At 64.1% G+C, this 20,555-nt stretch carries 16 protein-coding genes; 1 reads left to right on the top strand and 15 read right to left on the bottom strand.

Annotated elements, in window-relative coordinates:
* Nucleotides 1-299: 299 nt before the first annotated feature.
* The 15 genes from CFB35_RS34200 to CFB35_RS07940 all read right to left on the bottom strand — a co-directional run bounded on the left by CFB35_RS34200 (nt 300) and on the right by CFB35_RS07940 (nt 19,965).
* Nucleotides 300-1,049, bottom strand: coding sequence for a hypothetical protein (locus tag CFB35_RS34200; RefSeq protein ID WP_143328702.1), 750 nt, complete (start codon nt 1,047-1,049; stop codon nt 300-302).
* 12 nt (nt 1,050-1,061) lie between these two features.
* Entirely contained in the window at nt 1,062-1,391 is a 330-nt protein-coding gene (locus CFB35_RS34940; RefSeq protein WP_306427095.1) for a hypothetical protein, read from the bottom strand.
* An 893-nt stretch (nt 1,392-2,284) separates the two neighbouring features.
* Entirely contained in the window at nt 2,285-3,010 is a 726-nt protein-coding gene (locus CFB35_RS08005; protein ID WP_089464975.1) for an amino acid ABC transporter permease, read from the bottom strand.
* A gap of 2 nt (nt 3,011-3,012) precedes the next feature.
* Complete coding sequence (locus tag CFB35_RS08000) at nt 3,013-3,735, bottom strand: amino acid ABC transporter permease (RefSeq protein ID WP_059643266.1); 723 nt, start codon at nt 3,733-3,735, stop codon at nt 3,013-3,015.
* A gap of 94 nt (nt 3,736-3,829) precedes the next feature.
* Nucleotides 3,830-4,645: an ABC transporter substrate-binding protein gene (locus CFB35_RS07995; RefSeq protein ID WP_059584343.1), complete on the bottom strand. Its 816-nt coding sequence runs from the start codon at nt 4,643-4,645 to the stop codon at nt 3,830-3,832.
* 466 nt (nt 4,646-5,111) lie between these two features.
* Nucleotides 5,112-6,416, bottom strand: a complete 1,305-nt coding sequence (locus tag CFB35_RS07990; RefSeq protein ID WP_059584128.1) for an MFS family transporter — start codon at nt 6,414-6,416, stop codon at nt 5,112-5,114.
* A gap of 233 nt (nt 6,417-6,649) precedes the next feature.
* Nucleotides 6,650-8,326 (bottom strand): SpoVR family protein, encoded by a 1,677-nt coding sequence (locus tag CFB35_RS07985; protein WP_059584130.1) that lies wholly within the window; start codon nt 8,324-8,326, stop codon nt 6,650-6,652.
* A complete protein-coding gene (locus CFB35_RS07980; RefSeq protein ID WP_006476064.1) occupies nt 8,323-9,591 on the bottom strand; it encodes a YeaH/YhbH family protein in 1,269 nt (422 codons plus the stop codon). The genes CFB35_RS07985 and CFB35_RS07980 overlap by 4 nt, the downstream gene beginning before the upstream one ends.
* 125 nt (nt 9,592-9,716) lie before the next feature.
* Nucleotides 9,717-11,639: a PrkA family serine protein kinase gene (locus CFB35_RS07975; RefSeq protein ID WP_027784391.1), complete on the bottom strand. Its 1,923-nt coding sequence runs from the start codon at nt 11,637-11,639 to the stop codon at nt 9,717-9,719.
* Nucleotides 11,640-12,187: 548 nt separating this feature from the next.
* Nucleotides 12,188-13,960 (bottom strand): methyl-accepting chemotaxis protein, encoded by a 1,773-nt coding sequence (locus CFB35_RS07965; protein ID WP_060010123.1) that lies wholly within the window; start codon nt 13,958-13,960, stop codon nt 12,188-12,190.
* A 286-nt stretch (nt 13,961-14,246) separates the two neighbouring features.
* Complete coding sequence (gene rbsK, locus CFB35_RS07960) at nt 14,247-15,176, bottom strand: ribokinase (protein ID WP_059584132.1); 930 nt, start codon at nt 15,174-15,176, stop codon at nt 14,247-14,249.
* The gene (locus tag CFB35_RS07955; RefSeq protein WP_050012587.1) at nt 15,173-16,204 is read right to left on the bottom strand and encodes a LacI family DNA-binding transcriptional regulator; all 1,032 of its coding nucleotides are present in this window, start codon (nt 16,202-16,204) and stop codon (nt 15,173-15,175) included. Before CFB35_RS07955 ends, rbsK begins: the two co-directional genes overlap by 4 nt.
* A gap of 35 nt (nt 16,205-16,239) precedes the next feature.
* Nucleotides 16,240-17,259: an ABC transporter permease gene (locus tag CFB35_RS07950; protein WP_059584134.1), complete on the bottom strand. Its 1,020-nt coding sequence runs from the start codon at nt 17,257-17,259 to the stop codon at nt 16,240-16,242.
* Complete coding sequence (locus CFB35_RS07945; RefSeq protein WP_089464728.1) at nt 17,256-18,869, bottom strand: sugar ABC transporter ATP-binding protein; 1,614 nt, start codon at nt 18,867-18,869, stop codon at nt 17,256-17,258. The genes CFB35_RS07950 and CFB35_RS07945 overlap by 4 nt, the downstream gene beginning before the upstream one ends.
* Before the next feature lie 145 nt (nt 18,870-19,014).
* Nucleotides 19,015-19,965 (bottom strand): sugar ABC transporter substrate-binding protein, encoded by a 951-nt coding sequence (locus CFB35_RS07940; RefSeq protein ID WP_059584137.1) that lies wholly within the window; start codon nt 19,963-19,965, stop codon nt 19,015-19,017.
* Between the two features lie 343 nt (nt 19,966-20,308).
* Between CFB35_RS07940 and CFB35_RS34935 the strand changes: the two genes are divergently transcribed.
* Nucleotides 20,309-20,536, top strand: coding sequence for a hypothetical protein (locus CFB35_RS34935; RefSeq protein ID WP_155634540.1), 228 nt, complete (start codon nt 20,309-20,311; stop codon nt 20,534-20,536).
* The last annotated feature ends 19 nt before the right edge of the window (nt 20,537-20,555 follow it).

Raw genomic sequence — 20,555 nt, 5'->3', positions numbered from 1 at the left:
GCACCTGTGACTAACGACTGGCTTAATCGTAAGCCCTATCCGCCATAACGGCAGGATTTTTCGCTCAATTATCACCTTGCCATCGACGCAATCGGATTTTACGAGGCAGCCAATCCATCAAGTCGGGCTCCTTCCAACGCAGGTGCAAACCCGGCCTAGATTCCTGGATCGGATCTCGCATCAGCGGCTGAATCATTGTAATCGCGCGCCGTTAATCTCATCGTATCGTTCTCGTTTACCCAGCTACCTTTCCGTTCCCGATGTCACTTTTGGACTTACAATCATCCCACCAAAAAATTTCAATGATACGTTCCACCAGACGTCCAGCCATCCAAAATTCTTTGCAAGAATTTATTCTCCGAGGAAGAAATTACCCGATCGTGAAATCTTACCTCGATCTTGCCCGCAACATATTTAACAATTGTGCCAGATGGCAAGGCCAAGAATGGGACAACCCTCGGAGAATTCACCGCCACCTCAAACAAGGAGGAGAATTTTCCATCGCCGCCATTATTGTCTCGCTCAACAAAAAACCAACCTGAATCGCCTTTCTGCGGTAAATCCCGGTTTATAAAAAATTCTCGACATGATCCAAATCCTGGAGAAACAATCCCCCTCTCCAGTAAGGATGGAAAATTCGGATCAACATTCACCTGAGCGCACACCTCTCTTTGCAAATGCAAATCCTTGAAAGTTTTGTCTATCGAAAACATCCAATTTATTGGCATACGACGAAAATCTGGCTCCCACATCTCCAAATCGCCATGTCCGTCTTCTTTCAACATCAAGATCATCCAGCCAAACTGGATACTCTGACCAGCATTGAACCTCACCCCTCGTCGAATCTCGCCCTCAAAATACTCAAACAGGTCACTTATCATGAACTCAAGATCGCCATCCAGCGATACCACAAAATTGGGATGACCATACCTTTTGTCAAAATTCGATCTAAAAATCATGGCAATCACCTTGGACGATTTAGCAATGGACGCGATCGCCAACCCTTCTTTTAATCGCGTTGCGGACGATTCCTTTATTTCATAATTCAACCAAGAGAGTCATTATTTCAACCAAAATGGCTCCCCTTCCAGTGCGTCGTATTCAGAAAGAGGTCTATTCTGATATCGAGTAAATCCAGACAAATCTGAAATTACAACACGAACAGGCTGGTAGATGTTAAATGCCTCGAAGAATGACTCTGCGGACTCGCAGGCATCGACGAATTTTTCAAAAAACCTTCCAAATACGTCAGCCAGTGTCGATTGGTCTGGATTCAGCCAGCTCTTCTCCGGATTCGCGAGCATTGCAGCATCCCACTCAACAGATGTTGCAGCTGGCTTTTCTGCAAAAATTTCGCGGGCTTTCGCCATCAACGCGCGAGCGCTATCCAACTCCTCCCTCCGAAGGTACCGGCGATATAGGCGATCCGTTAACAAGCTCCAATCTTGTTCCGAATGATCTTGTGCCGCATACAGTTCGAGACACTTGAAGAACAATCTAACATCAGGGGCCGGCCCAAGCTCACAAATTGTATGCCCACCGTGAAAGCCTATCGTTCTCATTTTATCTTAAATTGAATATTAATCAGGCTAATTATGCCATTCGACTTTTGAGCAATACCTTGAACAATCTCCGTCCGTTGTGCGGGGGATACTGTTTGCCCGCGTATATCAATCACAATTTGTTGTTGCATTCCCTCTGGCAAATTGGCTGCTCGCTGAATTGTCTGATTTGCAACTACTCGCGATTCGTCCGATCCGCTCTCACGGCCTTCGAACATCGCACGGAATCTGATCGAACAGCGTCAACAAGTGTCAAGCGTTGCCGAGAAGCGACGAGCCGGTGATCTCTATTCGCGCGAATATTACCTCACCCGTCATCTCAAAAATCCCTGACAGAATTGCGAGGGCGAACCGGCGCATGACCTGAAATTAGCCTTCTTTCAGCCACATATCAGCTTCCTCGGCGCGGCCAGATACGGCACCTCCGGCGATGCATTTCCGCATCGGCGCACTTACCACAGGAGTTTCCGCGATCGCTGCCCCCCACCATTGTGTCGATCGGGCTGGGCCTCGCGTTCATCGCAATGTTCACGGTGAGCTTCTATTTGCTCGCCACCGAGGACCGGCCGACACACCGACGCGCGCCTGTCGTTCGCTCACCGGTTTCTGGCACTGCCGTCCGGTGTTTCCTCGACTATCGCATTCGTGGAACGGGAGCAGGATCACTCGAATCGGCATGCGACCAGTAATCGGCTCCCTTGCAACCGCGTATCGGGATTACATCATCGCAAGGATTTGATCCGTTCAACCGCCGTGCTCTCGACACGCCGCCCCCGCGGCCGCCACGACAGCAACCACCGCGCCGCGCCGTCGAGCGACGTGCACAGCACCAGATAGATCGCCGCGACGAACAGGAAGATCGGCGCCGGATACACCATCAGCCGGTTGTTCACCTGCGTTGCAACGAACGACAGTTCCGGCACGCCGACGATATACGCGAGCGACGTGTCCTTCACGAGCGCGACCCACTGGTTGACGAACGACGGCGTCATGATCCGGATCGCCTGTGGCAACAGCACGTAGCGCACCGTCTGCCAACGCGTGAGCCCGAGCGACAGCCCGGCCTGCCATTGCCCGTCGCCGGCCGCGACGATCCCCGCATGCACCGCATGCGCGAGATACGCGCCACCGATCAGCGCCAGCGCGCACACGACCGTCGCGAGCCCCGGCACATCCATGTGCAGCAGCACCGGCATCAGGAAATACGTCCAGAAGATCAGCATCAGCACCGGAATCGCGCGAAAGAAGCCGATGAACGCGAGCAGCAGCACGCGCGCCGGGCCGCGTGCAAGCGCCATCGCGACGCCGAGCACCACGCCGAGCGCGGCCGACGCGATCGCGGACGCGAGCGCCAGCACCAGCGACAGCGCGGCGCCGCCGAGCGGGCCGTCCGGAAACGCGCCGACGAGCAGGTACGGCAGATTCGAGAAAAGCAGCGAAAGATCCATCGTCAGCGCCCCGCTCCGAGCCGGTCGCGCCATTGCGTGGCCGCATACGCGCCGGCCTCGATCGCGGCCACCGCCGCGACGTACAGCAGCGTCGCGACGCCGAATGCGGCGAACGTCTTGAACGTCTCGGTCTCGACCTGCCGCGACGCATACGACAACTCGGCGACGCCGATCGCCATCGCGAGCGACGAGTTCTTCACGAGATTCATGTATTGGCCGAACAACGGCGGCAACGCGATGCGCACGGCCTGCGGCAGCACCACGTAGCGCAGCGACTGCATCGGCGTGAGGCCGAGCGCGGCCGCCGCATCGTGTTGCGCACGCCGCACGCCGCGCAGGCCGGCTTCGCATTCCTCGGCGACGAAGGCAGCCGTATAGGCGCTCAACCCGACCCACCCGGCCACGAATTCGAACGACGGCCACGCGAGCGTGAACGGGCCCACGCTCGCGGCATGGCGCGCATTGAGCCACGCCGTCCACGTATCGGGCAGCAACGACGCGACACCGAAATACCAGAACAGCAACTGCACGAGCAACGGCGTGTTGCGAAATGCAATCACGTACGCGGCGGCGGCCGCACGCGGCGCCCTGCCGCGTGCATGCCGCATCACGGCGAGCAGCAGCCCGCCGACGGTCGCGGCGACGGCCGACGCGGCCGCGAGGCCGAGTGTCAGCAGGAAGCCCTGCCAGAGCCAGGACAGATATTTGGGAGCCAACCCGAGCATGCTGGGAAGCGCGCACGAAGCGCGCGATCGGAGGTATGCGAACAACGCCGCGCGGCCGATCTTCCGGCCGGTCGCGGCGTGCGTGCGGAAGCGGTCAGGTCTTGTCGCCGATCCGGAAAATGCGCGTGAGCGGCGTCTTCGTCGTCGGCCCGAACCATGCGTCGTAGATCTGCGTGGCGCGGCCGCTCGCCTCGAGCCCCTTCAGCGTGTCGTTGACGAAGCCGAGCAGGCGCGTCTCGCCCTTCGGCACGCCGACGCCCATGTAGTCGTTCGAGATCGTGAACGCCGGGATCTCGTAGTTCTGCTTGTCAGGCACGTTCGCGAGCAGGCCGATCAGCTTCGGGCCGTCCTGCGTGATCGCCTGCACGTTGCCGGCGCGCAGCGCGGCGAATGCGAACGGCGTGTCGTCGTATGCGACGATCGTCGCCTTCGGGAATTTCTCGCGCAGCGTGATTTCGTTGGTCGTGCCCTTGTCCGCGCCGACGCGCAGGCCGTTCAGCTGGTCGGCCGATTTCAGCACGCCCTTCTTCGCGAGAAACTGCTGGCCCGACGAGAAATACGGGATGCTGAAGTCGACTTGCTTCGCGCGCTCGTCGGTGATCGTGAAATTCGCGAGCACGAGGTCGACCTTGCCGGAGGTCAGGAACGGAATGCGGTTCGCGGGGTTGGTCGGCTGCAGTTGCAGCTTCACGCCGAGCTTGTCGGCAAGCGCCTTCGCGTAATCGACGTCGAGACCGACGATGTGGTTGCTTTTCGCGTCGACATAACCGAACGGCGGGTTGCTGTCGAACGTCGCGACGCGCAGCACACCGGCCTTCCTGATGTCGTCGAGACGGTCCGCATGCGCGACGGTGCCTGCGGTAATGAGCGCGACCCCGACGAGCCACGTAGCGAGCGTGTTGATTTTCATGAGCACGACCTGATTTGTTATGAGGCCGCCGCGGATCGCGCGGCGGCACGGTTCGAAAAACATCGCGGCGAAGTGTGTCGTCGCGAAGCCGCTAACGTATCAGCGCGTGCGGCGAATCCGAACCAACAAATGGTGCTTTGCTCTGCGGGTTTCGTGATGAGACGCGCGAGCTACGAGAACACATTGCCGCCGCACAAAAAAACGCCCGCTGCAAGCAGCGGGCGCGAATCCCAGTCAAGGAGGTGTCACACGAACTACGGGTTCAGAGTAAGGAAATCGCCCGCAACAGGCAACGAATCGATTTCCATATCGATATGACGGCGTACGCTCATGCCCGCGCCTGTCCAGGCCCCGGCACCGGATCCCGACCGTGCGTCGCCCCGGCAGAATCGCGCGCACCAACGAAAACGTCCCGCCGGCTGGCGGGACGTTCGTCACGATGCACATGCGCGCACGGCGCAATCGATCACGGCTCGTGACGCAGGTACCCTTCCTTGCTCGGATCGCGCATCCGCCACGACACGATCAGCGAGATCGCGCACAGCACGGTCACGTACCAGTAGAAGGTTTCCTCGCTGCCGATCGACTTGAACCACAGCGCGACGTACTCGGCCGAGCCGCCGAAGATCGCGTTCGCCACCGCATACGACAGGCCGACGCCCATCGCGCGCACTTCCGGCGGGAACATCTCGGCCTTGATGAGGCCGCTGATCGACGTGTAGAAACTGACGATCGCCAGCGCGACCGTCACCAGCACGAAGGCGGCCACCGGGCTCGTCACGTCCTTCAGCGCATGCATCAGCGGCACCGTGCCGATCACCGCGAACGAGCCGAACAGGATCATCGACGTGCGGCGGCCGATCTTGTCCGACAGCGCGCCGAACACCGGCTGCATCAGCATGTAGACGAGCAGCGCGACGGTCATCACGTTGCTGGCCGTCTTCGCGTGCATGCCGGCCGTGTTCACGAGGTACTTCTGCATGTACGTCGTGAACGTGTAGAAGATCAGCGAGCCGCCGGCCGTGAAGCCGACCACCGTGAAGAACGCTCCCTTGTGCTGCCACACGCCGCGGATCGTGCCCGCGTCCTTCTTGTCGCGCGACGCGCTCGTCGACGTCTCGTCGAGCGACTTGCGCAGGTACAGCGAAATCAGCGCGGCCGCCGCGCCGACCACGAACGGAATGCGCCAGCCCCATGCCTTCAGCTCGCCGGCCGACAGCGTCTGCTGCAGGATCACGAGCACCAGCAGCGCGCACAGCTGGCCGCCGATCAGCGTCACGTACTGGAACGACGCGAAGAAGCCGCGACGGCCCTTGAGCGCCACTTCACTCATGTAGGTCGCACTCGTCCCGTACTCGCCGCCCACCGACAGGCCCTGGAACAGCCGTGCGACCAGCAGCAGCGCCGGCGCGAGCGCGCCGATCTGCGCATAGGTCGGCAGCACCGCGATCACGAGCGAGCCGCCGCACATCATCAGCACCGAGATCATCATCGCCGCGCGCCGGCCATGACGGTCGGCGATGCGGCCGAACAGCCAGCCGCCGATCGGACGCATCAGGAAGCCGGCCGCGAACACGCCGGCCGTGTTCAGCAGCTGCGTCGTCGTGTTGCCGCTCGGGAAGAATGCCGGCGCGAAGTACAGCGCACAGAATGAGTAGATGTAGAAGTCGAACCACTCGACGAGGTTGCCCGATGAGGCGCCGACGATGGCGAACACGCGCCGCCGGGTGTCATGCGCGGACAGCGCAGCTTGGTCGGTCTGGACGTCCATGGGTTGGTCTGTTCCTTTTAGTACTTTCTGGGCGAGACGGCCGGGGCCGCCGCGTGCGGTCGCGCGTGGCACCGGTTCCGGCGCACGGCGCTACGGGATTTTAGCGAAATGTAAAGTAACAGGCTTTGCGGGTTCGTCCGGATGTAGAAAATTTTTCTCCCGCCACCCGTTCGTCATATGAAAACGCCAGCCGGCAGGCTGGCGTCGGATGCAAACATGCTCGACCGCGACGATCACACGCGAACCTCCGGCGGCACGTAGCGGCACTCGTAGCGCTTGCGCACGGTGCCGGCCTCGTCGACGCTTTCCAGGTACACGTCGAACTGCCAGAGCCGCGCCATGTGCTTGAGCACTTCGTCGCTGTCGTTCGACAGGTGGCGGTTGTCGGTCATGAAGTGGCGCAGCGTGAGGCTGCGGTCGCCGCGCGTGTTGACGGCCCATACCTGGATGTTCGGCTCGCGGTGATGGATGTCGTACTGCCGCGACAACGCCTGCCGCACGTACTGATAGCCGGAATCGTCGTGGATCGCCGATACCTCGAGCGAATCGCGCATGTCGTCGTCGAGCACCGAGAAGAGCCGCATCTCGCGGATCAGGTTCGGCGACAGGTACTGCGCGATGAAGCTCTCGTCCTTGAAGTTGCGCATCGCGTAGTGCATCGCCGGCAGCCACGGCGTGCCCGCGATCTCCGGAAACCACTTGTAGTCCTCTTCCGTCGGCGCTTCGCAGATCCTGCGAATGTCGCTCATCATCGAGAAGCCGAGCGCATACGGGTTGATCCCGCTGTAGTACGGCTTCGTGACGGGCGGCTGATAGACCACGTTGCTGTGCGAGTGCAGGAACTCCATCATGAAGCCGTCTTCCAGCTTCCCCTGGTTGTACAGCGTATTGAGCAGCGTGTAGTGCCAGAACGTCGCCCAGCCTTCGTTCATCACCTGCGTCTGCCGCTGCGGATAGAAATACTGGCCGATCTTGCGCACGATGCGGATCACCTCCCGCTCCCACGGTTCGAGCAGCGGCGCATTCTTCTCGGCGAAATACAGCAGGTTCTCCTGCGGCTCGGGCGGATAGCGGTCTTCCTGCTCCTCCGTCAGTTCGGGCTTCTTGCCCGGCAGCGTGCGCCACAGTTCGTTGACCTGCGATTGCAGGTACGCCTCGCGCTCGCGCCGCAGCGCCGCTTCCTTCGACAGCGACGGCTTCTGCGGCCGCTTGTAGCGGTCGACGCCGTAGTTCATCAGCGCATGGCACGAGTCGAGCAGTTCCTCGACGCGATCGAGACCGTAGCGCTCCTCGCATTCCGCGACGTAGTTCTTCGCGTACACGAGATAGTCGATGATCGCGTGCGCGTCCGTCCACAGCCTGAACAGGTAGTTGCCCTTGAAGAACGAATTGTGCCCGTACGCCGCGTGCGCGATGACGAGCGCCTGCATCGTCATCGTGTTCTCTTCCATCAGATACGCGATGCACGGGTTCGAATTGATGACGATTTCGTACGCCAGGCCCATCTGCCCGCGGCGGTAGCTCTTCTCGGTCGCGAGGAAGTGCTTGCCGAACGACCAGTGACGGTAGTTGACGGGCATCCCGACCGACGCATACGCGTCCATCATCTGCTCGGCGCTGATCAGTTCGAGCTGGATCGGGTAGATGTCGAGCTCGTATTGTTCGGCAACCTGCGAGATGTGCGTGTCGTATTCCTCGAGCAATTCGAACGTCCAGTCGGACGGGCACGGCAGCGGCTTGCGTTCGGCAACGTTCATACGCGCTTCCTTTTGCCCGGAACCGGGCAAGTCGGCGGCCGGCGGCGGCTCGGCCTGCCCGGGTTGCTGCGATGCGGCAGGGCCGGCCGTGTCGTCGCCGGAAGGGCGCGGCTCGTAGCCGCGCGACTCGTTGTGCAGATGGCGGCTCGTCATGACATTTCCACCTGCTTTTCGAACAATTCGCGAAACACCGGGTAAATGTCCGCAGCCGATTCCACTTTTTTCATCGCGAGATGCGGTTGCGACAGGGCCAGTTGCGCGTATTCCAGCCACAGGTTCTGCTCTTCCGGCGCGACCTGGATATACGCGAAGTAACGCGTCTTGGTGAGGATATCCTCTTCCAGGATTTTGCGACACTTGGGCGAATCGTCAGTCCAGTTGTCGCCGTCGGACGCCTGCGCGCCGTAGATGTTCCACTCGGTCGGCGAGTAGCGCTCGTCCATTACCTTACGCATCAGTTCGAGCGCGCTCGACACCACCGTGCCGCCGCTTTCGGTCGAATGGAAGAAGGTGTCCTCGTCGACCTCCTCGGCGCGCGTATGGTGGCGGATGAACACCACTTCGATGCGCTCGTAGTTGCGCTTGAGGAACAGGTAAAGCAGGATGAAGAAGCGCTTTGCAAGATCCTTGCGCTGCTCGTCCATCGAGCCCGACACGTCCATCAGGCAGAACATCACGGCCTGGCTCGACGGCTGCGGCTGCTTCACGCGGTTGATGTAGCGCAGGTCGAAAGGGTCGATGAACGGAATCCGCCAGATGCGCCCTTTCAGGTGATGGATCTCGGCTTCGAGCGTCGCGATTTCCGCGCGGCGGTCTTCGGGGTCGCTCTTCAGCGCTTCGAGCTGCGCCTCGAGCTCGCGCAACTCGTTGACGAGCGGCGAGCCGAGCGCGATGCGCCGGCCGAGCGCGCTGCGCAGCGAACGCACGACGTCGATGTTGTTCGGCGTGCCTTCCGCCGACCAACCCGCGCGCACGTTCTTCCAGCTCGGCACCGTCAGCAGGTGCGTCTTCACGAGGCGCGGCAGTTCGAGATCGTCGAAGAAGTACTGCATGAACTCGTCGCGCGACAGCTCGAACACGAAGTCGTCCTGCCCTTCGCCCTCGTTGCTCGCCTGACTGCCGCCGCCCCCCGAGCCGCCTTGCGGACGCGGGATCTTGTCGCCGCGCACGTAGTCCTCGTTGCCGGGGTGCACGTATTCACGACGCCCGCCCGGCGCGTGCCGGAAATTCGGCTCCGCGATGTCCTTGCGCGGGATCGTGATGCTCTGCGTGCTCTGGATATCCTTGATGCTACGGTCGCGCACCGCGTCGGACACGGCGCGACGAATGTAGTTCTTGACGCGACGCAGGAAGCGTTCGCGATTGGCGATGCTCTTGTTCTTGCCGGCCAGCCTGCGGTCGATGATTTGATGAAGCACTCCCGGTCTCCCGCTCGAAAGTCGATCTGCCGGGGCACTCGCCGCGCATGCCGTCTGCCGTCATGCGGGTGGCGCCTCTGAAAGTGCCCGTACGGACTCGCCGTACGGGCGCGATACCGCGCGTGTCATGACGACTTGCGCACGCGCAGGTACCAGTCGCAAAGCAGCCTCACCTGCTTCGGCGTATAGCCCTTCGCGACCATCCGGTTCACAAAGTCCTCATGCTTGCGCTGCTCCTCCGCCGAGCCCTTCGCGTTGAACGAAATGACCGGCAACAGTTCCTCGGTATTCGAGAACATCTTCTTCTCGATCACGACCCGCAACTTCTCGTAGCTCGTCCACACGGGGTTCTTGCCGGCGTTCGCCGCCCGTGCGCGCAGCACGAAGTTCACGATCTCGTTGCGGAAATCCTTCGGATTGCTGATCCCGGCCGGCTTCTCGATCTTCTCCAGCTCCGCATTCAGCGCGGCGCGATCGAAGCTCTCGCCCGTGTCGTGATCGCGGAATTCCTGGTCCTGGATCCAGAAGTCCGCATACGTGACGTAGCGGTCGAAGATGTTCTGGCCGTACTCCGAATACGACTCGAGATACGCCGTCTGGATCTCCTTGCCGATGAACTCCGCATAGCGCGACGCGAGCACGTCCTTCACGAACGACAGGTACTTCTGCTCGGTTTCCGGCGGGAACTGCTCGCGTTCGATCTGCTGTTCGAGCACGTACATCAAATGCACCGGGTTCGCCGCGACCTCGCTCGTGTCGAAGTTGAACACGCGCGACAGGATCTTGAACGCGAAGCGTGTCGATACGCCGGTCATCCCTTCGTCCACGCCCGCGTAATCGCGATACTCCTGGTACGACTTCGCCTTCGGATCGGTGTCCTTCAGATTCTCGCCGTCGTACACCTGCATCTTCGAGAACAGGCTCGAATTCTCCGGCTCGTGCAGGCGCGACAGCACCGAGAACTGCGACATCATCTTCAGCGTGCCCGGCGCGCATACGGCCTCGGCCAGCGACGAATTGCGGATCAGCTTCTCGTAGATCTTGATCTCTTCCGACACGCGCAGACAGTACGGCACCTTCACGACGAAGATCCGGTCGAGCAGTGCCTCGTTGTTGCGGTTGTTGCGGAAAGCCTTCCACTCCGACTCGTTCGAGTGCGCAAGAATCACACCGTCGAACGGAATCGCGCCGAAACCTTCGGTACCCTTGAAGTTGCCTTCCTGCGTCGCGGTCAGCAGCGGGTGCAGCACCTTGATCGGCGCCTTGAACATTTCGACGAATTCGAGCAGACCCTGGTTCGCGAGGCACAGGCCGCCCGAGTAGCTGTACGCGTCGGCATCGTCCTGCGCGTATTGCTCAAGCTTGCGGATGTCGACCTTGCCGACCAGCGACGAGATGTCCTGGTTGTTCTCGTCGCCCGGCTCGGTCTTCGCGATGCCGACCTGCCGCAGGATCGACGGATAGCGGCGCACCACGCGGAACTGGCGGATGTCGCCGTTGTATTCGTGCAGGCGCTTGACGGCCCACGGACTCAGGATGCTTTTCAGGTAGCGGCGCGGAATGCCGTACTGTTCCTCGAGGATCGGACCATCCTCGTCGTAGTCGAACAGCCCGAGCGGCGACTCGTTGACGGGCGAGCCCTTCAGCGCATAGAACGGCACGCGCTCCATCAGTTGCTTCAGGCGCTCGGCGATCGACGACTTGCCGCCGCCCACCGGGCCCAGCAGATAGAGGATCTGCTTCTTCTCTTCAAGACCTTGCGCAGCGTGGCGGAAGTACGCGACCACCTGCTCGATCACCTCCTCCATTCCGTAGAACTCACGGAATGCCGGATACACCTTGATGACCTTGTTCGCGAAGATCCGCGACAGGCGCGGGTCGTTGCGGGTATCGATCTGTTCAGGTTCCCCGATTGCTTCCAGCATGCGTTCACCAGCCGTCGCGTACGCGGATGGATCGTTCTTGCAGAGCGCGAGATACTCCTCCAGCGAGAGCTCTTCCTCTCGCGTTTTTTCGAAGCGGTTCGCGAAGCTGCTGTAAATATCCATGCTACCTCCCTCGCCTGAGTCTGAAGACGTGCCTGCCTTCGTATGACTGCGCAGAAGCAAGCGCGTTCGAATTCATCCTAAACCCTTTCTTATTTTTTTTCACGAACTCTTCGTATGAAGTTCGTCATTCTCGACAACACCGCTTGGACAACGCATTTCGTCGTTTTACAATCGATCTCCCGAGCCGCAGAAACTGCATCCGCCGCGTCTCGTCGAACACCGAAACGTCTCGTGCGTTGGACACCGCCGACGTCGCCACCTCCTCCCTTCATCCCTTTACGTTCGAGCGGCCGCGTGCGATGACACGCCGCGCGAACCGTTACAAATTTTTTTCGCAGTCCCTTACGGACATACCCGTACGACGAACGCGGGAACATGACGCGCACGCAGCGCATTCCGGCGAATCTCTCGGTGCGCGACGCTCGGCACACCTGCCGATGCGCGATCGACTCGTCCGCACCGTCACATTTCGTCCGCCGCAGAAACGGCAACGCCCGCGGATCGCGGGCGTCGTCACCAAATGGGGATAGATACGCGGCGCACGCGAATCAGAACGTCTCCCAGTCGTCGCCGCCGGCGGTCGCGGCGGCCGGCGCGGGTGCGGGGGCGGCCGACACGGCGGCGGGCTTGCGCGCCGGCATCGCGGCGCTCGCGCGTTTCGGCGCGGCCTCGCGCTCGACGCGCGCGGCAGCCGGTGCGGGCGCAGCGGTCGGCGCGGAAGGCGCACGCGTTGCATGACGTGCGGCAACGGCAACGACGGTGCCCGCACGTGCCGCCTCGTCGTCGAGCTGGAATACCGCCGCCGTTTCGCGCAGGCGGGCCGCCTGCTCCTCGAGCGACTGCGCGGCGGCCGCGGCTTCCTCGACGAGCGCGGCATTCTGCTGCGTGACCTCGTCCATCTGCGCGACCGCGCGCGCCACCTGGTCGATCCCGCCACTCTGTTCCTCGGACGCCGCCGCGATCTCGCCCATGATGTCCGTCACGCGCTGGACCGCGCCGATCACGTCGCTCATCGTGCGCCCCGCCTCGTCGACCAGCGTCGAGCCCGTCCGGATACGCTCCACCGACGCGTCGATCAGCGCCTTGATTTCCTTCGCCGCGCTCGACGAGCGCTGCGCGAGGCTGCGCACTTCGCCCGCGACGACCGCGAAGCCGCGGCCTTCCTCGCCCGCCCGCGCGGCTTCGACGGCCGCATTCAGCGCCAGAATGTTGGTCTGGAACGCGATTCCCTCGATGATCGCGATGATGTCCGCGATTTTCGCCGAGCTGTCGTTGATCTCACCCATCGTGCCGACCACCTGGCCGACCACCGTGTTGCCCTTGTTCGCAATTTCGGACGCATTCGCGGCCAGCGAGCTTGCCTGACGCGCATTGTCCGCATTCTGCTTCACGGTGCCCGTCAGTTGCTCCATGCTGGACGCGGTTTCCTGCAGCGCAGCAGCCTGTTCCTCGGTACGCGACGACAGGTCGATGTTGCCGGCCGCGATCTGGCGGGCCGCGGTCGCGATCGACTCGCTGCCGCCGCGCATGGTGCGCACCGTGTCGACGAGCCCGCGCTGCATCCTCGCGAGGCCTGCCAGCAACTGGCCCATCTCGTCGCGCCGGTCCACGACGATCGGCCGGCGCAGGTCGCCCGCGGCGATCGCGTCGAAATGCGACAGCGCATCGGCGATCGGGCGGCCGATCGCGCGGCTCAGCGTCAGCCACGACAGCACCGCGGCGCCGATACCGACCAGCAGCACGACGATCGACAGCACGCGCATCGTCTCGAACACCGATTCGGCCTGATCGAAGCGCGCTTGCGCATTGGTGAACTGGAAGCCGCGCAGCGCTTCACCGGCCGCGGCCAGCTCGGTATAGCGCGCCTGAAGCTGCTTGGCGCCGTCGCCGATCCGCTCGTGGTCGCCGGCCGCGACCGCGCTCGCGAACGCGTCGCAACTGCTCTGCAGCACCTTGCGCCGGGCGACGACGTCCTGTGCGAGCCGGTCCTCGTCGGCGTCGCGCGGCAGCGCAAGGTACTTCTGCCACCAGGCGTCCGATTGCGCCCGCATCGCGCGGCTGCGCTCGATGGCCGCCGCCGAGTCGGGCGTGCCGACCAGCAGCGCGGCACGGTCGAGCGCGAGGCGCTCGCGCGCGGCGAACATTTCCGCCATCGCCACGTCGACCGCGCTCGGCATCTGGTTCGTGAAAATCTCGCGCGTCGAATCGTTCGAACGCGTCATCCCGTGCAGACCGAGCACGCCGGTCACCGCCAGCAGTACCGCCAGAAACGCCATCGTGAAACCGATGCGCGCTCGAATCGTCAGGTTCCTGAACACCATCATCCATCCTGTGTTGCGTCGTCTTGAACGGGCCTGGCCCGTTGGCTCGAAGCATTGCTTCACTTGGTGCATTTACGACCGCACGACGCATAACTTGATGGTTTTAGCGTGTTTATTTCGAATTATTCGTCTGTTTATTTCATAAGTCTGAATAAATGACGGAATTCGGGTCGGGATGGGGAATCGCCAAAGGCCAGTGGAAACGCCAAGCATTGCGGGGCCGCCGCCAGCCGTCTCATGCGACGGACCGGCAGCGCGATGGAACCGGAAAACCGGGGATCCGGCCCTAGTCGGCCAATTCGGCGCGCGTCGGAATCGACGGCTGCGCGCCCGCGCGCGTGACCGACAGCGCCGCCGCGCGTTGCGCGAAGCGGATGGCCGTGTCGACGTCCGCGCCGGCCGCGAGCCGTGCGGAAAAGCCGCCGATGAAGGTGTCGCCGGCCGCCGTCGTGTCGATGGCCTGCACGACGGGCGCCGGATAGTGGCGCGCGGCGCCGTCGGCCGTCAGCGCAAGCACGCCGCGCGCGCCGAGCGTGATCAGCACGTTGCGCGCGCCACCGGCCTGGAGCGCCCGCGCGGCGGTTTCGGCCTGTGCCGGATCGCGCACCGGCAGCCCGGTCAGCGCGGCCGCCTCGACCTCGTTCGGGATCAGGTAATCGACGAGCGGCAGCCAGCCGTCCGGCAGCGGCGCGACGGCCGGCGCCGGATTGAGCACCACCGTGCGGCCGAGGCGGCGCCCGGCCGACAGCGCCGCGAACACCGCGTCCGGCGGCGTCTCCAGCTGGCAGATCAGCACGTCGGCCGCCGCCAGCGCGGCCTCGTGCCGCGCGATCGTATCGGTCGTGACCTCGCCGTTGCCGCCCGCGACGATCACGATCGCGTTCTGGCTTCCGTCGTCGACGACGATCAGCGCGACGCCGGTCGACGCCGACGCGCTCGTCGCGAGCCCCGCGCAGTCGATTCCCTCGGCCTCGAGGCCCGCGCGCAGCGCTGCGCCGTGCGCATCCGCGCCGACGCAGCCGATCATCGCGACCTGCGCGCCGAGCCGGGCGGCGGCGACGGCCTGGTTGCCGCCCTTGCCGCCCGCCGCCTGCGCGAACGCATGTCCGGCGAGCGTTTCCCCCGGCAGCGGCAGCCGAGGCGCCCGCACGACGAGATCCATGTTGAGGCTGCCGACCACCGTCACGCGGCCGGCGCCCGTTACGCTCGCCGTCATGCGCGAGCGCCCGGCGCGGCCGGCTCGCGATAGACCGCCGTCGATTCGCGCAGCACGAGGCGCGGCGACACGACGCGGCGACGGCTTGGCACGGCCGTGGAACCGCCGCCGATCCGTTCGATCAGCGTCTGCGCGGCCATTTCGCCCAGCGCGCGCACCGACTGGCCGACCGTCGACAGCGCCGGATACGTGTAGCGGGAAAATTCGATGTCGTCGAAGCCGATGATCGAGCAGTCGTCGGGCACGCGCAGCCCGCGCTCGGCCGCCGCGCGCAGCGCGCCGACGCCCATCAGGTCGTTGCCCGCGAAGATCGCGCTCGGCCGCACCGATTCGAATAGCCGCGACGCCGCGTGATAGCCGCCCAGGCACGAAAAATCGCTTTCCGCGATCGCGCCCGGCACGATGTCGACCCCGCGCTCGGCCATCGCGCGGATGAAGCCGTGCACGCGCATCGCGCTGACGGCGGTGTCGGTCGGCCCGGTGATGCAGCCGATCTTCGCGTGCCCGAGTTCGAGCAGGTGGCGCGTCGCCAGGTACGCGCCGCGCTCGTGGTCGATCTGCACGAGATCGGCCGCGAGCCCCTCGATGTTGCGATCGACGACGACGAGCGGCGCATGGATATCGGCGAGCGTCTGCGCGAGCACCGCGTCCTCGCCCGCCGACGCGACGATCAGCCCGTCGATGCGCTTTTCCTGCAGCACGCGCAGGTAGTTGCGCTGCTTCACGGGATCGTCGTCCGAATTGCAGAAGAACACGCAATAGCCGTTGGCCGCGCACTGATCCTCGATGCCGCGCGCCAGCTCGGCGAAGTACGGATTCGTGCTGTTCGGCACGACGAGGCCGATCGTCGCCGTCGCCCGCGCCTTCAGCGAGCGCGCCACGGCCGACGGCACGTAATTCAGCTCGCGGATCGCGCCCTCGACCTTCGCACGCACATCCGCGGACACCGGCCGCGAATTGTTCACCACGTGCGAGACGGTCGTAAATGACACGCCCGCCATGGCCGCCACATCCTTGATCGTCGCCATTTCCCGTTTCTCTCTGGTCTGTTCTGTCTGTCTTTTTACCGCACGCGCGTACGCCGGCTGCGATACGTATCGAGCACGACCGCCACGACGATCACCGCGCCCGTGATGATCCGTTTGGTCGGCTCGTTCGCACCGATCTGCGCCAGCCCCGCGGCCAGCACGGAAATGATCAACACGCCGAAGAACGTGCTGATCACCGAGCCGCGCCCGCCCATCAGGCTCGTGCCGCCGATCACGACGGCGGCGATGACCTGCAGTTCGAGGCCCGCGCCCGCGTTCGGATCGGCCGCCTCGAGCCGCGAAATCTGGAACAGCGACGCGAGCCCCGCGAGCGCGCCCATCAGTGCGAATACGAGGATTTTATACGGCCGCGGGTTAACCCCTGCAAGTCGGACCGCTTCCTCGTTCGTGCCGATCCCGACCAGATAGCGCCCGAACACGGTGCGCGTGAGCACGAACTGGGCGGCGATCATCACCGCGACCGCGATCAGGAACGCCGGCGAGATGCCCAGCGCGATCGGGTTCGACAGGAAATCGAACGCGTCGCCGATATACGCGGTGCGCGAATTCGTCAGTTGGTACGCGAGGCCGCGCGCGGCCTCCAGCACGCCGAGCGACACGATGAACGACGGAATTCGCCAGCCCACCGTGACCGCGCCGGTCAGCGCGCCCGTCGCGGTCGCGACCGCGATCCCGATCAGCGCGGCCGGCAGCGGCCCCCACTGCCACTTCAGCGCGGCGACGCTGACCATCGACGCGGCGAGCGCCAGCACCGAGCCGACCGACAGGTCGATCCCGGCGATGATCAGCACGAAGGTCATCCCGACCGACATCACGACGAGATCGGGAATCTGGTTCGCGATCGTGCTGAACGTGTCGTAGGTCAGGAAATGCGAGCTCAGCGCCGAGAACAGCGCGATCATCGCGGCCAGCGCGCCGGCGAGCCCGAGATAGTTCGACAGGCCGAGCCGCGTGCCGGACAGCGTGCGCGCGCGGCGCCCGGTCACGTCCTGCTGCGCGCCTGCGTCGGTCGGGGATACGGGAGGCTGGGTCATTGCTGTCGTCCTGTCGTCGAAGTGCCCGGAGCGGCGCCGCGCGCCTGCCCCGCGTCCGGATGCTGCATGGCGGCGGCCGGCGTCTCGCGGCCGAAGCCGGCGAATGCCGCGGCCAGCAGCGCATCCTGGGTCCAGTTGCCGCGCTCGAACACGGCGGTCATGCGCCCGGCCGACATCACGCCGATCCGGTCGCAGATCAGCATCAGCTCGCGCAGGTCGCTCGATACGACCACGAGCGCGCGGCCTTCGCGCGCGAGCGCGCCCATCAAAGTGTAGATCTCGAATTTGGCGCCGACGTCGATCCCGCGCGTCGGCTCGTCGAACAGCAGCACACCCATGTCGCGCGCGAGCCAGCGGCCGATCACGACCTTCTGCTGGTTGCCGCCCGACAGCTCGCCGACCGCCTGCGCCGCGCCGTGCGTGCGGATCCGCAGCGCCTCGATCTGCTGCTCGGCGAGCGCCGTTTCGCGTGCGGAATCGACGATGCCGCCGCGCGCGAGCCGGTCGAGCTGGCCGAGCGAAACGTTCGCGGTGATCGACTGCGACAGCAGCAGCCCTTCCCCCTTGCGATCCTCGGTGATCAGCGCGATGCCCAGCTTCACCGCCTCGACGGGCGACGCGATCCGCGCCGGCTTCAGCGGCTGGCCGACCGCGATCGTCCCGGCGTCCGGCGTATCGGCGCCGTAGATCAGCCGCAGCAGCTCGGTGCGCCCTGCGCCGATCAGCCCGGAGATGCCGAAGATCTCGCCCGCGCGCACCTCCAGCGACACGTCGCGCACGGCCGTCCCGCGCGTGAGGCCCGATACCGCGAGCCGCGGCGCGCCGAACCGGCGCTCGCCGAGATCGATGTGTTCGCCGATCTCGCGCCCGACCATCAGCGTGACGAGCCCGTCGGACGTCGTCGCCGCCATGTCGCCCGCATGCACGAGCCGGCCGTCGCGCAGCACCGCGACGCGCTCGGCGACGCGCGCGAGCTCTTCGAGCCGGTGCGAGATGTAGACGATCGCGACGCCGCGCGCCTTCAGCCGGTCGATCTGCTCGAACAGCAGCTCGACTTCGCGCGCGGTCAGCATCGCGGTCGGCTCGTCGAGAATCAGCACGCGGCAGTCGCCGATCAGGTTGCGGGCGATCTCCACCATCTGCTGGTGGCCGATGCCGAGCGCGCCGACCGGCGTATCGGGGTCGACCGCGTCGAGCCCGACCTGCGCCATCGCCGCGCGCGCGTCGTCGCGCAGCCGCGCGCGATCGATGATGCCGAAGCGGCGCGGCAGTCGGTTCAGAAACAGGTTTTCGGCGACGGTCAGCGTCGGCAGCAGATTCAGCTCCTGCATCACCATGCGCACGCCGAGCGCCTCGGCCTGCGTGCGGCTCGCCGGCGCATAGGCCTCGCCGCCGAGCTGCATCGTACCGGTGGTCGGGTCGACGAGCCCGCCGATGATCTTCGACAGCGTGCTCTTGCCCGCGCCGTTCTCGCCGGTCAGCGCGAGCGCCTGGCCTGCATCGAGCGTCAGCGTGACGTCGGCGAGCACGGGTTCGGCATAGGTCTTGCCGATGCCGGAGACGGACAGCACGGGGTGGGCTGAACGGGAGGGTTGGAAGGTCGGTTCCATCGCGATCCTGATTGCGGCCGCGCGCACGCGGCGCGCGGGTATGACGCTCACAAGTGCATGTGCATGCAGTGGCCGTGATCGCGCTCACACCGGATAACGGCCGCCGCGCCGGATTCTTGAGGCCGGCGGCCGGACCGGTGCGGCGTTACTTCGTCACGAGATCCACCGGCGTCTCGACCACGCCGGACATCTCGGCCTGCTTGCGATGCTCGGCAATGGCCTTGAGCGCCGTGTCGATGCCGAACACGGCCTGCTTCGCCGCGTACTGGTCGGCGGTCGCGAGCACGCGGCCGTCCTTCAGCATCGGCTTGATCGCGTTGATGTTGTCGTAGCCGACCACGAGCACCTTGCCCTGCTTGCCGGCCGCGCGCACGGCCGACACGGCGCCGATCGCCATGTTGTCGTTGCCGCACAGCAGCGCCTTCAGGTTCGGGTATTCGTTGAGCATCGCGGCGGCCACCGCATTGCCCTTGTCGATCTCCCATTCGCCCGACTGCACCGACACGACCTTCATCCCGCCCGCCTTCATCGCGTCCTGGAAGCCGGCCGTGCGCTGCTGCGCGTTGGTGGTCGTCGACACGCCTTCGACGATGCCGACCTGGTCGCCCGCCTTCAGCCGCTTCGCGAGGTAATCGCCGATCTTGCGCGCGCCCTTGCGGTTGTCCGGGCCGACGAACGGCACGTTCAGGTTCTTCGACTTCAGCACGTCGGGATCGAGCCGGTTGTCGATGTTCACGACGACGATGCCGGCGTCGACGGCCTTCTTCACGACCGGTACGAGCGCCTTCGAATCGGCCGGCGCGAGCACGATCGCGTCGACCTTCGACACGATCATCTGCTCGACGATGCGGATCTGGTTCGCGGTGTCGGTCTCGTCCTTGATGCCGTTCGTGATCAGGTCGAACTGGTTCGCGTTGTGTTTCTGGTATTCCTTCGCGCCCGTTTCCATGGTCAGGAAGAACTCGTTGGCGAGCGACTTCATCACGAGCGCGACCTTCGGCTTGGCCGCGGACTGCGCGTGGACAACCGGTGCCGCGGCCACCGCGACGGCGGCGAGCGCGGCGGTCAGGAAGCGACGGCGAAAGCGGACATTCATACACATCTCCTGGCGACGGCCCGAAGGCCGGATTGTTGTTTTAATGTGAGCAAACGTTTGCGCCACACTACCCGGGCAATGGCCATCGATGCTGCTGTCGGTACCACGGAATGGAAGCGAGGCAGACGGCCGACTGCCTGGCGCGTGCTGTCGTCGACGCGCCACCGCCGGCGGAACGCCGGCGGAGTGAAGGCTATGCTGTACCGATTCGCTTCGGCGCGCAACCTGTCTGATCAATATTTAAGGGTTTATTCGGAGCGCGCGAGCGGGCTTCGCGACGCGCAAATGCGACACTCGCGACGGCTGCTCGCCGAAGCGCTCGCTTCGCGGGCGGCGGCCGACGATGGCGCGGTTCGTCGTGGACAACGCGCTTTGCGCCGACGATATCGACGCGCGGCGCGCGGGCATTCGTCGTCGCGACCTGTCGCCGACCATGACGGAAGCGGCGAGTCGGACGGCGCTGTTGCGTGAATGGGGAAACTGCCGGTTTCGTGTGCCGCGCCGAGGTTCGGCAGGTCGTTCCTGTTTTTCCGTTGGCGTGGGAACGTGTATCGATCGCCGTCTGGCGTGAAGCATCGGATCGAAAACCT

The sequence above is a fragment of the Burkholderia sp. AU16482 genome, assembly GCF_002223285.1.
Lineage (GTDB): Bacteria > Pseudomonadota > Gammaproteobacteria > Burkholderiales > Burkholderiaceae > Burkholderia > Burkholderia semiarida.
Note: the sequence above shows the minus strand (reverse complement) of the source record. Positions and strands in the feature narration are given on the sequence as shown.